Annotated in this window: 15 protein-coding genes; 11 read left to right on the top strand and 4 right to left on the bottom strand. The window is 58.1% G+C overall.

Features of this window, described 5'->3' with window-relative positions:
* The first annotated feature begins 39 nt into the window (after positions 1 to 39).
* Both HG264_RS06075 and lolD read left to right on the top strand, forming a co-directional pair.
* Entirely contained in the window at positions 40 to 1,284 is a 1,245-nt protein-coding gene (locus tag HG264_RS06075; RefSeq protein WP_169406812.1) for a lipoprotein-releasing ABC transporter permease subunit, read from the top strand.
* Positions 1,277 to 1,963, top strand: coding sequence for a lipoprotein-releasing ABC transporter ATP-binding protein LolD (lolD, locus tag HG264_RS06070; protein ID WP_169406811.1), 687 nt, complete (start codon positions 1,277 to 1,279; stop codon positions 1,961 to 1,963). Before HG264_RS06075 ends, lolD begins: the two co-directional genes overlap by 8 nt.
* A gap of 77 nt (positions 1,964 to 2,040) precedes the next feature.
* Here lolD and HG264_RS06065 read toward each other — a convergent pair whose 3' ends face one another.
* The 3 genes from HG264_RS06065 to HG264_RS06055 all read right to left on the bottom strand — a co-directional run bounded on the left by HG264_RS06065 (position 2,041) and on the right by HG264_RS06055 (position 4,981).
* Complete coding sequence (locus tag HG264_RS06065) at positions 2,041 to 3,138, bottom strand: hypothetical protein (protein WP_169406810.1); 1,098 nt, start codon at positions 3,136 to 3,138, stop codon at positions 2,041 to 2,043.
* 213 nt (positions 3,139 to 3,351) lie between these two features.
* Positions 3,352 to 3,708 carry a RidA family protein gene (locus tag HG264_RS06060; RefSeq protein WP_169406809.1) on the bottom strand — a complete coding sequence of 119 codons (357 nt, stop codon included), beginning with the start codon at positions 3,706 to 3,708 and terminating at the stop codon, positions 3,352 to 3,354.
* Entirely contained in the window at positions 3,683 to 4,981 is a 1,299-nt protein-coding gene (locus HG264_RS06055) for a D-amino acid dehydrogenase (RefSeq protein ID WP_169406808.1), read from the bottom strand. Before HG264_RS06055 ends, HG264_RS06060 begins: the two co-directional genes overlap by 26 nt.
* 144 nt (positions 4,982 to 5,125) lie before the next feature.
* Here HG264_RS06055 and HG264_RS06050 point away from each other — a divergent pair, with 144 nt between their 5' ends.
* Positions 5,126 to 5,617: an Lrp/AsnC ligand binding domain-containing protein gene (locus HG264_RS06050; RefSeq protein WP_169406807.1), complete on the top strand. Its 492-nt coding sequence runs from the start codon at positions 5,126 to 5,128 to the stop codon at positions 5,615 to 5,617.
* 22 nt (positions 5,618 to 5,639) lie between these two features.
* On the opposite strand, the gene HG264_RS06045 is transcribed toward HG264_RS06050, so the two are convergent.
* Complete coding sequence (locus tag HG264_RS06045; RefSeq protein WP_169406806.1) at positions 5,640 to 6,164, bottom strand: DUF2062 domain-containing protein; 525 nt, start codon at positions 6,162 to 6,164, stop codon at positions 5,640 to 5,642.
* 99 nt (positions 6,165 to 6,263) lie between these two features.
* Here HG264_RS06045 and HG264_RS06040 point away from each other — a divergent pair, with 99 nt between their 5' ends.
* The 8 genes from HG264_RS06040 (at position 6,264) to murB (ending at position 13,183) form a co-directional block, all read left to right on the top strand.
* Positions 6,264 to 8,516, top strand: coding sequence for a DNA internalization-related competence protein ComEC/Rec2 (locus HG264_RS06040; RefSeq protein WP_169406805.1), 2,253 nt, complete (start codon positions 6,264 to 6,266; stop codon positions 8,514 to 8,516).
* A gap of 80 nt (positions 8,517 to 8,596) precedes the next feature.
* Positions 8,597 to 9,271 carry a MotA/TolQ/ExbB proton channel family protein gene (locus HG264_RS06035; protein ID WP_169406804.1) on the top strand — a complete coding sequence of 225 codons (675 nt, stop codon included), beginning with the start codon at positions 8,597 to 8,599 and terminating at the stop codon, positions 9,269 to 9,271.
* 2 nt (positions 9,272 to 9,273) lie between these two features.
* A complete protein-coding gene (locus HG264_RS06030; RefSeq protein ID WP_169406803.1) occupies positions 9,274 to 9,705 on the top strand; it encodes a biopolymer transporter ExbD in 432 nt (143 codons plus the stop codon).
* 23 nt (positions 9,706 to 9,728) lie between these two features.
* Entirely contained in the window at positions 9,729 to 10,709 is a 981-nt protein-coding gene (lpxK, locus tag HG264_RS06025) for a tetraacyldisaccharide 4'-kinase (RefSeq protein WP_169409029.1), read from the top strand.
* Between the two features lie 21 nt (positions 10,710 to 10,730).
* Complete coding sequence (locus tag HG264_RS06020) at positions 10,731 to 10,916, top strand: Trm112 family protein (RefSeq protein ID WP_169406802.1); 186 nt, start codon at positions 10,731 to 10,733, stop codon at positions 10,914 to 10,916.
* A gap of 1 nt (position 10,917) precedes the next feature.
* Positions 10,918 to 11,676: a 3-deoxy-manno-octulosonate cytidylyltransferase gene (kdsB, locus tag HG264_RS06015; RefSeq protein WP_372240203.1), complete on the top strand. Its 759-nt coding sequence runs from the start codon at positions 10,918 to 10,920 to the stop codon at positions 11,674 to 11,676.
* Complete coding sequence (locus HG264_RS06010; RefSeq protein WP_169406801.1) at positions 11,676 to 12,173, top strand: low molecular weight protein-tyrosine-phosphatase; 498 nt, start codon at positions 11,676 to 11,678, stop codon at positions 12,171 to 12,173. Before kdsB ends, HG264_RS06010 begins: the two co-directional genes overlap by 1 nt.
* A complete protein-coding gene (gene murB, locus HG264_RS06005) occupies positions 12,161 to 13,183 on the top strand; it encodes a UDP-N-acetylmuramate dehydrogenase (protein ID WP_169406800.1) in 1,023 nt (340 codons plus the stop codon). Before HG264_RS06010 ends, murB begins: the two co-directional genes overlap by 13 nt.
* The last annotated feature ends 47 nt before the right edge of the window (positions 13,184 to 13,230 follow it).

Below are 13,230 nucleotides of genomic sequence, written 5' to 3'. Positions count from 1 at the left end.
ACTCACGGGTCTATTCCCCCGTCAGGGACCTGATATTTCATGTTCAGACCTTTGCCTTTCTTTATTGGCCTGCGTTACACGCGGGCGAAACGTCGTAACCATTTCATCTCCTTCATATCGCTGATTTCCATGCTTGGCCTGACGCTGGGCGTGCTGGTGATGATCCTTGTGCTGTCGGTAATGAACGGTTTTGATCGGGAGCTGCGTACCCGCATTCTCGGCATGGTGCCACACGCTACCATCAACGGTTATCAGCCGATCGAAGATTGGCGCTCGCTTGCGTCCACACTGGAAGAACATCCTCAGGTCGAAGCCGCCGCGCCTTTTATCCAGCTCCAGGGCATGCTGACTCATGACGGCAGCGTGGCCCCTGTCTTGGTCAGCGGGATCATTCCCGAAGCTGAACAACGGGTTTCGATTATCGGCGAACATATGGAAGCGGGGGCGCTTGAGGAGCTGGTTGATGGCGAATTCGGCATCATCATTGGCGAGCTGACTGCCAACCGTTTCGGGGTGCGACCTGGTGACAAGCTGACCTTCGTGCTTCCGGAGGCCTCGGTCACGCCAGCGGGGGTATTTCCTCGGCTCAAGCGTTTCGAGGTCAAGGGTATATTCAAGGTGGGCGCCGAGCTGGATGGCTCCCTTGCTATCATCCACGCCGGTGACGCAGCTCGGCTGAGTCGCTGGCCTTCAGGTCAGATGCAGGGTGTACGGGTCAAGCTGCACGACCTGTTTCAGGCGCCGACAGTATCCTGGGAACTGGTGTCGGGCTTGTCGGGTGATTATTACGCGCAGGACTGGACGCGTAGCCATGGCAACCTTTTTGCTGCCATCCGCATGGAGAAAACCATGATTGGCTTGCTGCTCCTGCTGATCGTCGCGGTCGCAGCGTTCAATATCATCTCCACGTTGGTGATGGTGGTTACCGACAAGAAAGCCGACATAGCGATTCTACGCACGCTGGGCGCATCGCCGGGTACCATCATGGGCATATTCATGGTGCAGGGCTCGGTAATCGGCGTGGTGGGGACCCTGGTCGGTGGGGTTCTCGGCGTTCTGGCTGCTCTGAATGTCTCGGCGCTGGTTGCGGGGCTGGAGAAGCTGCTGGGAATGCAGTTCCTGAGCTCGGATGTCTACTTCATCAGCTATCTGCCATCCCAATTGATCTGGAGCGATGTCGTTCTCATCTGTTCCGCCGCGTTGGGGATGAGTTTTCTAGCAACACTGTATCCGGCATGGCGGGCGTCCCGTACCGAGCCGGCGGAGGCTTTGCGTTATGACTGAAGCAGTCCTGGAATGCCGCGAGCTGAGCAAAGAGTACGCCGTCGGGCCCCAGCGCCTGAAGGTCCTGGACAGAGTCAATCTGAAGCTGCTGCCCGGCGAGCGGGTAGCGATCGTCGGCAGCTCGGGTTCAGGCAAGACCACCTTGTTGAACATGCTCGGCGGACTGGACACGCCCAGCGAAGGTGAAGTCTGGTTGGCTGGCCGTCAGATGTCGGCACTGAAGGAATCCGAGCGCGGGCGGTTGCGTAATACCGGTCTGGGTTTCGTTTACCAGTTTCACCATCTGCTTGCCGAGTTCACTGCGCTGGAAAATGTCTGCATGCCGTTACTGATCGGCAAAATGCCGGTTGCGCAGGCACGCGAGCGGGCAAATGAAATGTTGGCTGGCGTGGGGCTGGCGAAACGGGCCGGGCACAAGCCGGCCGAGCTGTCTGGCGGCGAACGCCAGCGGGTTGCGATTGCCAGGGCGCTGATTAATCAGCCGGCGTGCGTGCTGCTGGATGAGCCGACCGGCAATCTCGACCATCACACTGCCCGAGGTGTTCAGGAGCTGATGCTGGAGCTGAGTCAGCGGCTCAATACCGCGTTCATGGTGGTTACTCATGATCTGGCGCTGGCAGGACAAATGGATCGCGTGTTGACCTTGCACGAGGGACACCTGCAGCCACGAGTGAATTGATCCAAACTCCGGGTGCATACGCAGCATAAAAAACGGCCGCTGAATCAGCGGCCGTTTTTCGTTGCGCTCGGTTGATACTATCTGGATTCAGCGGAAGTCACGGCGAGCTCCGGTGCATCCTCAACACGTTGATGACGGTTGCGGATCCAACTGAAGGCAATGGCAAGAATCAGGGCGAAGCCAACATAGCCGAGTAACGGGTAAACGGTGCCAACCAGCTTGCTGAAGCCCGCCATGCTCAGACCCAGACCGATCAATACGGAAACTGTACTGACAGATTTGAACTGCAGCGAGTCCGGCGCTGCGAAACGCGCGCTGAAAGCAAAGAACATCCCCACAGCCGTGCTGTAGATCATGCAGATCAGCGCTACCGACATGATTACCGAGAGGATCGGTGAGATGTTCGAGGCCAGCGCGAGCGTTGGCATCTCGACACCCTGCAGTTGATTGATATTGGCAAACAAACCGACGTTCAACAGCAGAATCAGGAGCCCCAGACCCAGCCCGCCAAGGATGCCCCCGAGGCTGGCTGCTCGCTGTGATTTGACCATGCCGCCAATGACAGCCAGCATCGGAAAACCGACAGCAATATTGAATGAGGCATAGAGTAATGCACCAAGGATCCAGTTGGAGCTGACTGTGTCCCCTTGCTTGGCTACCTGGTCGAGGGTTTCCAGGGGGGCGTCGTAGCTGAAGATCGAGTAGGTGGTGATAATCAGCACCAGGCCGAGTAAAAACGGCAATACCGCGCTGATCAGCCGAATGATGCTTTTGACATTGAGGCAGAGCGTGATAATCACCAGCGTCGTCATCACGAGGCCACCAGCAAGCGGAGGCCAATCGTACTGTTGACTGAAAATCGAACCGGTACCGGCCAGCATCACGACGCCGACACCAAACAGGAAGAATGACAGTACGAGATCCACCAGAAATCCGGCTTTCTGCCCAAACAGGATATAAAGCACGGCCTTGTGGGAGTCCGCCTTCATTTTCGAACTGATACGGGCGATTTGCATACCCAGGAAGGCAAACAGTAGGCCACTGAGCAGGGTGCCGAGAATACCGATCAGGCCAAAGCCGGTGAAGAATTGCAACACTTCCTGCCCCGAGGCAAAGCCTCCGCCGATCACGACGGACATGTAAGCCATGGCTATCTGAAGGGATTGTCTGTTCATCTCATGTCTCTCTTATTTGAATTATGAACCCGGACGCGATTGATGCCCGCGCCCGTGATTGATATGCCGGGTGAACTCAGGTTCGATTGATTGCTCCAGAACCGGTCACTGCGTCCGTGCATGTTGAGGCCGTAACCTTCAACAGCGATGCAGGTCGGGTAGTTCAGGTGGCTGAGTGACCAGTGCTTAACGGCTGGCCAAGGTGCCGATCACTCATGCGGGCAGAGCCGCGATGACAGACATCTCGACAAGAATGTCCGGATCGCAGAGTTTTGCTTCGACGGTTGCTCTGGCGGGCGCGGTTCCTGCAGGCAGCCACTGATCCCAGGCGGTATTCATGCCTGCAAAATCCCGCGCGATATCCTTGAGATATATAGTCACCGAGAGGATGTGTTGCGTATCGGTGCCTGCTTCGACAAGCAGCTTCTCGACTTCCTTCAAGGTATCGCGAGTCTGTTGCTCGACATCTGTGCTGACATTGTCAGCGACCTGCCCGGACAAGTAAACGATGCCCTGATGAATGACAATCTGACTCATGCGCTTGTCAGTGTGCTGTCGCTGGATGTGCATATTTTCTGACCTCTTTGTTGTTTGTGTAGCGGAAGATGTCCAGACCCTCGGTGCTGATCCGGGAAGTTTTGTTCATCAATTGGTCTGCCAACAAGCGAGCGGAGCCGCAAGACATGGTCCAGCCAAGGGTGCCGTGACCGGTGTTCAGGAACAGATTGCGGTAACGGGTTGCACCAATGATCGGCGTGCCGTCCGGAGTTGCTGGACGCAGACCGGTCCAGAGCTCGGTATCTGCCAGGTTGCCGCCTTCAGGGAACAGGTCCTTGACGATCATTTTCAAGGTTTCCCCACGGCGCGCATCAATATTCAGGTCATAGCCACGGAGTTCGGCCATGCCGCCTACTCGGATCCGGTCGTTCAGCCGCGTGATAGCTACCTTGTAGGTCTCGTCCAGCATGGTTGATACCGGCGCCATTTCCGAGTTGGTAATCGGCACGGTGATCGAATAACCCTTAAGGGGGTATATCGGAGCCGTGATGCCCAGCGGGGCGAGCATCTGCGGACTGAAACTGCCGAGCGCAACCACGTAATAGTCGGCGGTCTCCAGTTGACCATCGATCACTACGCCACTCAGGCGATCTCCGCTGTATTCCAGTCGCTCGATGTTCTGATTGAAGCGGAACTCAACGCCCGCCCGCACCGCCAGTTCTGCTAAGCGAGTGGTGAACATCTGGCAGTCCCCTGTCTGGTCGTTGGGTAAACGCAAGCCGCCGGTCAGCTTGTGCTTTACTCTGGCCAGCGCCGGCTCGGCCCGGCACACACCATCACGATCGAGTAGTTCGTATGGCACGCCGAGCCGCTCGAGTACCGCGATATCCTTGGCCGCTCCTTCAAGTTGGGCCTGGGTGCGGAAGAGTTGAGTGGTGCCGCGCTGCCGGCCTTCATATTCAATGCCTGTTTCTGCGCGCAGTTCGTCCAGACAGTCGCGGCTGAACTCGGACAAGCGCACCATGCGTTCTTTGTTCACCGCATATCGCCCGGCGGTGCAGTTGCGCAGCATCCGCGCCATGAACAGATACTGGTTGATATCGCCCGTTGGTTTTATGGAAAGCGGCGCATGTTGCTGCAACATCCATTTTATTGCCTTCAGCGGAACGCCCGGCGCCGCCCAGGGCGAGGCGTAACCCGGTGAAATCTGCCCCGCATTGGCGTGGCTGGTTTCCATCGCTACCGCAGGCTGCCGATCAACTACCGTAACCTCAAACCCTTCCCGGGCCAGGTAGTAGGCGCTGGTAGTTCCCACAACGCCGCTACCGAGAATGAGAACGCGCATGTATTTCTCCAGTGTGCATGCCCGGTCAGGGCAGGTGGCTTTCACCGGATTATAGGAAAGCTGAGATGGTGAAATTCACTGATTAAACGGCTATATTCAGGGTAAATTCACGTTCAATTAGCCAAAGGTCTAGTGCATATAACCATGAGAGCCCAATACAAGACTCAACGAGAGCTGGATCGAATAGACCGGCAGATTCTTCGGGAGCTGCAGGCAGAGGGACGACTGGCGTTTACCGAGCTCGGTGAGCGAATTGGCCTTTCAACCACACCCTGTACCGAGCGAGTGCGCCGGCTGGAACGTGAAGGGGTAATCATGGGTTACTCGGCGAGGTTGAACCCGGCGCATCTGGAGGCCGGGTTGCTGGTGTTCGTCGAGATCAACCTGTCCTACAAATCGGCGGATATTTTCGAAGAGTTTCGCCGGTCGGTGCTCACCTTGCCGCATGTCCTCGAATGTCATCTGGTATCAGGCGATTTTGATTACCTGATCAAGGCACGCATCAACGAGATGGCGTCCTATCGCAAATTGCTGGGCGATATTCTATTGAAACTCCCTAACGTTCGAGACTCCAAAAGTTACATCGTGATGGAAGAGGTAAAGGAATCGCTAACGTTGCCCGTGCCTGAACGCTAGCGCCGCCGGGGGACGCGGACAATCAGCTTTGGCTACGACGTCTCAGTTTGCGCTGCTGCCAGTTGCGTGAGACCCACACTCGCCAATACAACATGGTGGCACCATAACCAACCAGCGCCAGAATGATGCCAAAGAGCAGCGATCCGAGCAGTAAGGGCTGCCAGATGTGATGAAATTCTGAGCTAAGCCAGGCCAATGATAGTTCCATGGGCATGGTGCGTTCAGGCGTACCCAGCAACAACGTACCCACTTTGTACTGCACGAAGAATATCGGCGGCATGGTAACCGGATTGGTCAGCCAGACCAGGCCAATCGATACCGGGAGGTTGGCTCGTGCGGGCAATGCAATGGATGCCGACAGCAGCATCTGCATGGGAATCGGCAGCATTGCCACAAATAAACCGATCGACATCGCCCGCGCAACACTGTGGCGGTTGAGATGCCACAGGTTTGCATCATGCAGAAGAGTCCCCATAAAACGAAGCGATTTACTTCGCTTGATGCGCTCCGGATTTGGCATGTAGCGTTTGAGAAGGCGGCGGGGCATTGCAGACTGGCCAGCAGCTGGAAGTGAATCAATTATGCATGGAATGTCACGGTCACACTACCGGCTGGCGGCACTTCAGGTGAACAGGATGTTTCCGCCATGGCGTTGTCAGCCGCGCTTTTTGCCCTGTTTGTCGGGCTCATCACACCCTTGCTTATGCCAAGCCTGCCTCCTGCCTGGTCGCTCGCAGTTGTACTGCCGGTTATGCTGGGAGCCGCACTGTTCGGGCGCTCCGGTCGGGTATTCGCGGCTTTTTTAGCAGGACTGATCTGGGCCAGCTACTGCCATCATCAGATGCTTGATAAGCGCCTTGTGCCTGCGCTCGATGGTCAGAAAGTATTGATTGAAGGTCGCATCAGTGGGCTGCCCGAGCCGACCCTCACTGGCTGGCGATTCGAATTGGCTGAAGCGCGTATGGCTGATACGGGCGAGGCGCTGCCCCTGATTCGCGCGCACTGGTATGCAGGAGAACCAGTGGCAAGCAACCAGCGCTGGCGGTTTGAAGCAAACCTGCGGCGTCCGCGCGGTATGTCCAATCCCGGTGGGTTTGATTACGAAGCCTGGCTCTATGCTCAGGAGATCGGCGCTCTGGCAAGCATTCGTCACGGTCAACTGCTTGAGGAGCCGGTGGTCCGGCTGAGTGGGCTGCGCAGTTATATCAGACAGCGGCTGGACGCAACCCTGGTCCCCCAGCCCGGCGGACAGCGTTTGCTGGCGCTGATAGTAGGTGATCGCAGTGTACTGAGTGCTGACGAATGGACAATCATGCAGGCGACGGGGACCAGTCATTTGATGGTGATCTCCGGTTTGCATGTGGGCATGCTGGCATCGCTGGCTTTCTTGATCATGGCAGTGTGCGCCAGGTTGCGTCTGTTTCCTGGCCGATGGCCGCGATTCTGGTTCGCTGCGCCATTGGCTGTTCTCCTCGCATCCGGTTATGCGGCGCTGGCAGGGTTTGCGGTGCCCACGCAGCGGGCGTTGTTGATGATCCTGTTGGTACTGATTGCGCGTTTGATCTACCGCCAGCCCGGCCCATGGGTAACCTGGTTGGCCGCGCTGTGTGCCGTGGTCATGGTATCGCCTGCCGCACCGCTCAAGGCCGGGTTCTGGCTGTCCTTCATGGCCGTGGGTCTGCTGATCTTCGGCATGAGCGGAAGGCTTGCCGTACGCGGTATCTGGCTGCGTTGGGGCAAGGCGCAATGGGTAATCTTCGTTGGGCTGTGGCCCTGGCTTCTGCTCTGGGCGATGCCCGTCAGTCTGTCAGCACCGCTGGTGAACGCAGTTGCCATTCCCTGGGTAAGTCTGGTGGTGGTGCCGGCTGCGCTGCTTGGCGCCGTGTTTGACGTGGCGTTTGGCTGGTCCTGGCTGTTATTGGCTGCCGCGCACGCACTCGATGCATTGTTTGATGGTTTGGCCTGGTTTGCTGATTTTCAGGCGCCGCTGCGGATGGCATTTCCGGGTTGGCTGGGTTGGTCGGTGGGGGCTACAGGAACGCTTGCCTTGCTCAGCCCGCTGAGCAGATTGTTACTCGTTCCTGCGCTGGTCAGTCTGGCCGTTCTGCTGCTCCCTGGTCGGCCAGTTCCGCAGCAGGGCGCGTTCTGGGTAACCGTCCTGGACGTTGGCCAGGGTTCGTCGGCGCTTATCCAGACCAGCAACCACACGCTGCTTTACGATACAGGGGCACGACTCAGCAGTGGTTTTGATCTTGGAGAAGCTGTGGTTCACCCAGCCCTGGTTTCGTTCGGTCTCAGGAAGCTTGATGTCATGCTGCTGAGTCATGCAGATAACGATCATGCAGGGGGCGCCCTGGCGATCCAGCGTCTGATGCAGGTGGACCGGGTGCTATCGGGCGAGCATGAGCGACAGGCGGTTGCCTTGAATGCCGAGCAGTGTCGTGCCGGTGATAGCTGGGATTGGGACGGTGTGCATTTCAAGATTATGTACGCTGCAGGCGCGCCGGCTAATTCCAATGATCGCTCCTGTGTACTGAAAGTCACCACCGGTGACTCCAGCCTGTTACTCACCGGCGACCTGGGCATGTCCGGAGAATACGAGCTGTTAGCCGAGGATGTGCAGGCAGACTTGCTGCTCGCGCCCCATCACGGCAGCCGAAGTTCGTCCTCCTATGCTTTTATTCGTGCTGTTGCGCCACGCTGGGTGGTGTTCAGCGCGGGCTATGGGAACCGCTTCGGTCACCCCCACAAAAACGTTGTGCAACGCTACCGCGAACTCGGCGCCGAACCTGTTTATACTGCGACGTCCGGAGCTGTGCGGTTCGTCCTGAATGGAACAGGGCAGAGCATGCAGCTATGGAGCTGGCGCGAGCATTCAAGGCGCTTCTGGCATGAATAGCCAGGCACCTGATATCCGCCGGGGCCGCGGTTCGCGCGGTCTGTGCTAGAGTATTCAACCATTTGGGGGAGGGATCGCTTGTGTGGGAATTGATCAGTGCGGGTGGTTGGCTAATGCTGCCAATCCTGGTGTCGTCGGTAATCGCCGTTGCTATTGTAATAGAGAGACTATGGACGCTGCGTAGCAGCAAAGTCGCACCGCCGAGCCTGCTTGGGCAGGTCTGGCGCTGGGTCAAGGAAGGCCAGATGGATTCGGTGAAACTGAAAACACTGCGCGCCGACTCACCGCTGGGCGAGGTCCTCGCCGCCGGCTTGGCGAACTCACGTCATGGCCGTGAAATCATGAAGGAAAGCATCCAGGAAGCGGCCGGTAAGGTCATTCACGAGATGGAGCGTTACCTCAGCACGTTGGGCACCATCGCTGCCATTACGCCGCTGCTTGGTCTGCTCGGTACGGTGGTCGGTATGATCGATGTTTTCAGCGCGATCATGGCCCAGGGTACCGGTAATACCGGCGTGCTCGCAGGAGGCATCTCCAAAGCGTTGATGACCACCGCAGCGGGTCTGACCGTAGCGATTCCGGCGTTGTTCTTTCATCGCTTCCTGATGCGTCGCATCGATGAGCTGGTGATCGCTATGGAGCAGGAAGCCACCAAGCTGGTCGAGGTCATCCAGGGTAATCGTGATGTCGACGCCTCTGCAGTCGCTCAGGAGGGCGCTCCGCTGCGTCCCGGCAGCGTTCGCAAGGGAGCCTGACCGTGAACTTTCGGCGTACGCGACCCGAGGAGATCAGCGTCAACCTGACTCCGCTGATTGATGTGGTGTTTCTGCTGCTGATTTTCTTCATGGTTTCGACAACCTTTACCCGGGAAACGCAGCTGGAGCTGGATTTGCCCGAGGCCGCCTCGGGTAATCCCGTCGAAAGCCGCGCGCAGCAGATCGAGCTGACCATCTCCGCAACGGGGGAGGTGGCGATAAACGATAAAACGCTGCTTGCTCCGGGACTGGATACCATCAAGAATGCGTTGCAACGCGAGTCGGCTGGTGATACCAATCTGCCCGTTGTGATCACTGCGGACGGCAAGGCATCGCACCAGTCGGTGATCACCGTCATGGATGCGGCAGGGCAGCTGGGCTTCAGCCGTCTGCGACTGACTACCAGCGAGCTGGAGGCGGGCGACGGCCAGTGAAACAGCCGTCGCTTGAACGATTCATGCTACGTGCCTGGTATGACGGGCACGCCTGGCTGAAGCTGCTGCGTCCTCTTTCCTTGCTGTATCGCGCGGTGGCAACTCGCCGCCGCCGCTCCTATCTCTCTGATTCCGCCGCCAGTTGGCAGCCGCCTGTGCCTTTGATCGTGGTGGGTAATATCACCCTGGGCGGTACGGGCAAGACCCCTATGGTTATCTGGCTGATTGAGCATTTGCAGCGCCGGGGATTCAGGCCCGGCGTCATCAGTCGTGGCTATGGCGCGGCCCCGCCGTCTTTTCCCTGGCTGATCGACGCTGCGCTCGATACGTCCGGGCAGGTCGGAGATGAGCCGCTGCTGGTTGCCCGACGCTGCAATGTCCCGGTTGTCATTGATCCTGATCGGTCACGCGCGGCCAGGCAGTTGCTGGCCCAGTGCAAGGTAGACCTGATCATCAGTGACGATGGGTTACAGCACTATCGGATGGGCCGCACGCTAGAGTTGGCACTGGTCGATGCTGCGCGCGGTCTGGGTAATGCGCAGTGTTTACCGGAAGGCCCCCTGCGCGAGCCGCCGGAAAGGCTGGATTCCGTCGATTTCGTAATCCGCAATGGCGCCAACAGCGACCGTCCTGACGGCTTTGCGATGCAATTGCGACCCTCTGCGCTGGTTAATATATGTACGGGAGAGCGGTGTGATATTGCAAGCTGGCCGCACAGCAGGACGGTTAATGCTGTAGCGGGTATCGGTAACCCGGGCCGTTTCTTCGACACCCTGAAAGGCCTCTCTTTCAGCCCCAGAGAGTATGCCTTTGGCGACCATGCCGATTACAATGCCGACAGCTTTGCAGGGTTGGACCCAGCCCTGCCGGTAATCATGACCGAAAAAGACGCTGTCAAATGCATCGGCTTTGCACAGGCCAACTGGTGGTATCTGGCCGTAGACGCCGAACTGAGCGACGCCTTTGCTGCGGCGCTGGACGCAAGGCTTGGCGCCGTTCATTAATCTTTCCCAGGAGTCGTATCCATGGATCCCAAACTGCTAGATATTCTTGCCTGTCCCCTCTGCAAGGGGCCGCTGGTCCAGAACAAGGACAAGACCGAGCTTTGGTGCCGAGCGGATGGTTTGGCGTTTCCGGTTCGCGATGGCATTCCAGTGATGCTGGAGGGCGAGGCGCGCTCGCTCGACGCAGATGAACGGCTGGATCGCTGACATGTACCACGTCATCATCCCGGCGCGCTATGCGTCCACGCGTCTGCCGGGCAAGCCGCTGCAGGACATCGCTGGCAAACCAATGATCGAGCATGTCTGGACTCAGGCGCGTAAAAGTCAGGCCGAGAGCGTGACAGTAGCAACCGATGATCAACGTATAGCTGACGCCTGTCGCGGTTTCGGTGCTGACGTGATCATGACCCGTGCCGACCATCCCTCCGGTACGGACCGGTTACAGGAAGTGGTCACGCAGCTTGGCCTGGATGACAACGCCTGTGTGGTAAATGTCCAGGGCGATGAGCCGCTGGTACCGCCTGCGCTGATCGATCAGGTGGCGGGCAATCTTCTGCAGTATCCGGAGGCGAGTATTGCGACGCTGTCCGAACCGCTCACGGATATCGACACCTTGTTCAACCCGAATGCGGTCAAGGTAGTGACCGATAACCGGGGGTTTGCACTGTATTTCAGCAGGGCCCCCATGCCCTGGTGCCGTGATCAGTTTGCGGAACAACCCCGAGTGCTTCCACAAGGCGTCCCGTTTCAACGACATATTGGCCTTTACGCTTACAAGGTCGGCTTTCTGCACGACTATGTCCGCTGGCCAGCAAGCCCGCTCGAAACAGCTGAAGCACTGGAGCAGCTTCGTGCCCTCTGGTTTGGCTGCCGTATACATGTTGCCGAAGCTTGTGAAATCCCACCCGCCGGCGTTGACACGGCAGCCGACCTGGATCGCGTCCGCGCTGTACTAGGTGCCCTGTAATGCGTGTGTTGTTCGTTTGTCTGGGCAATATCTGTCGCTCACCCTCAGCGCAGGGTGTATTTCAAAAGTTGCTGGCCCATAGTGAGCTGGCCAGCCTCGTCGAGGTGGATTCCGCTGGCACGGCTGATTATCACGTTGGCAAACCGCCGGATCGCCGCGCCATCGCGGCAGCCTCCCGTCGCGGCGTGGACATCAGTAGATTAAGCGCCAGAAGGGTCGCTGACAGTGATTTTGCGGAATTTGATCTGATCCTCGCTGCGGACCATAGCAACCTGCTGGAATTGCTGCGACGCGCACCAGCACACTGTGCCGCAAAAATCCGTCTGTTCATGAGTTACGCTCCGCATGACGCCGAGGAGATTCCGGATCCTTACTATGGTGGTGAACAGGGCTTCGAGGATGTGCTCGATATGCTTGAGAGAGCTTCGCAGGGTCTCCTGGCGAGCCTTGGTGAAGGCGCATCAGTGACTACGGCCTGTCAACCGTGCTCGACATAATCAACAACGCTGACTTGCGTACCCACAATACCTTCGGTATCAGCGAGCACGCCGAGCGGTTGGTATTCGTCGAGAACGACAGGCAATTGCTGCAGGCGTTATCCCTAGCGGACAAGCACGCCTGGCCTGTAACCCTTCTGGGTGGTGGCAGCAACCTGGTTCTGGCCGGACCCGTTCGGGGTCTGGTGTTAGCCATCCGCAGCCGCGGTCGCCGTGTGGTCTCGCGCAGCGGCCGCGAGGTTATTATCGAAGCAGAAGCAGGGGAGAACTGGCATGCGCTGGTCAATTGGTCCCTGGATCTAGGCTTGTGTGGCCTGGAAAACCTGTCTCTCATACCAGGCACTGCTGGCGCCGCGCCGGTACAAAACATTGGCGCCTACGGCGTAGAGCTGGAAGATGTTTTCGAAAGCGTCGAGGTGTACGACAGGTGTACTGGTGACATCCGCCGGCTTCACCGTGAACATTGCCGGTTCGCCTACCGCGACAGCCTGTTCAAACAAGAGCCGGGCCGTTACATCATCTTGCGACTCCGGCTGCGCCTGTCGTCAGTACCTGATCCGAAGCTTGGATATGGCCCGCTGGCTAATGCCTGGCAGGCAACCGGTTTGCAGCGAGCCGATGCGCGGGTTGTCAGCGAACTGGTGTGCCAGATACGTCAGTCTAAATTGCCCGATCCTTCACAACTGGCCAACGCGGGTAGCTTCTTCAAGAATCCACTGGTAACCGCTGAACAGGCGGAAGCGTTACAGCAATGCTGGCCCGGCTTGCCAAGCTATATGCAGCCGGATGGGCGCTACAAGCTGGCCGCGGGATGGTTGATTGAACAGGCGGGCTGGAAAGGCTCCCGCGACGGCGACGCTGGGGTTCACCGTGAGCAAGCGTTGGTATTGGTGAATTACGGCAGGGCGAGGGGGGAGGACATCATGGGGCTCGCCACACGTATCCAAACGGACATCCGGCAACGTTTCGGCGTATCGCTGGAGATGGAGCCAATCGTTCTGGGATTATGACAAGACCAAACCGGGCCAGAAGAGGGTTCTGTAAGCAGAATAAGTTG

It is taken from the genome of Pseudomonas sp. gcc21 (assembly GCF_012844345.1).
GTDB lineage: Bacteria > Pseudomonadota > Gammaproteobacteria > Pseudomonadales > Pseudomonadaceae > Halopseudomonas.
This window is presented reverse-complemented; position numbering and strand designations above follow the sequence as displayed.

Coding starts and splice junctions, on each gene's coding strand:
- HG264_RS06075 (WP_169406812.1), top strand. CDS start 40: ATGTTCAGACCTTTGCCTTTCTTTATTGGCCTGCGTTACACGCGGGCG.
- lolD (WP_169406811.1), top strand. CDS start 1,277: ATGACTGAAGCAGTCCTGGAATGCCGCGAGCTGAGCAAAGAGTACGCC.
- HG264_RS06065 (WP_169406810.1), bottom strand. CDS start 3,138: ATGAACAGACAATCCCTTCAGATAGCCATGGCTTACATGTCCGTCGTG.
- HG264_RS06060 (WP_169406809.1), bottom strand. CDS start 3,708: ATGCACATCCAGCGACAGCACACTGACAAGCGCATGAGTCAGATTGTC.
- HG264_RS06055 (WP_169406808.1), bottom strand. CDS start 4,981: ATGCGCGTTCTCATTCTCGGTAGCGGCGTTGTGGGAACTACCAGCGCC.
- HG264_RS06050 (WP_169406807.1), top strand. CDS start 5,126: ATGAGAGCCCAATACAAGACTCAACGAGAGCTGGATCGAATAGACCGG.
- HG264_RS06045 (WP_169406806.1), bottom strand. CDS start 6,164: ATGCCCCGCCGCCTTCTCAAACGCTACATGCCAAATCCGGAGCGCATC.
- HG264_RS06040 (WP_169406805.1), top strand. CDS start 6,264: ATGGCGTTGTCAGCCGCGCTTTTTGCCCTGTTTGTCGGGCTCATCACA.
- lpxK (WP_169409029.1), top strand. CDS start 9,729: ATGCTACGTGCCTGGTATGACGGGCACGCCTGGCTGAAGCTGCTGCGT.
- HG264_RS06020 (WP_169406802.1), top strand. CDS start 10,731: ATGGATCCCAAACTGCTAGATATTCTTGCCTGTCCCCTCTGCAAGGGG.
- kdsB (WP_372240203.1), top strand. CDS start 10,918: ATGTACCACGTCATCATCCCGGCGCGCTATGCGTCCACGCGTCTGCCG.
- HG264_RS06010 (WP_169406801.1), top strand. CDS start 11,676: ATGCGTGTGTTGTTCGTTTGTCTGGGCAATATCTGTCGCTCACCCTCA.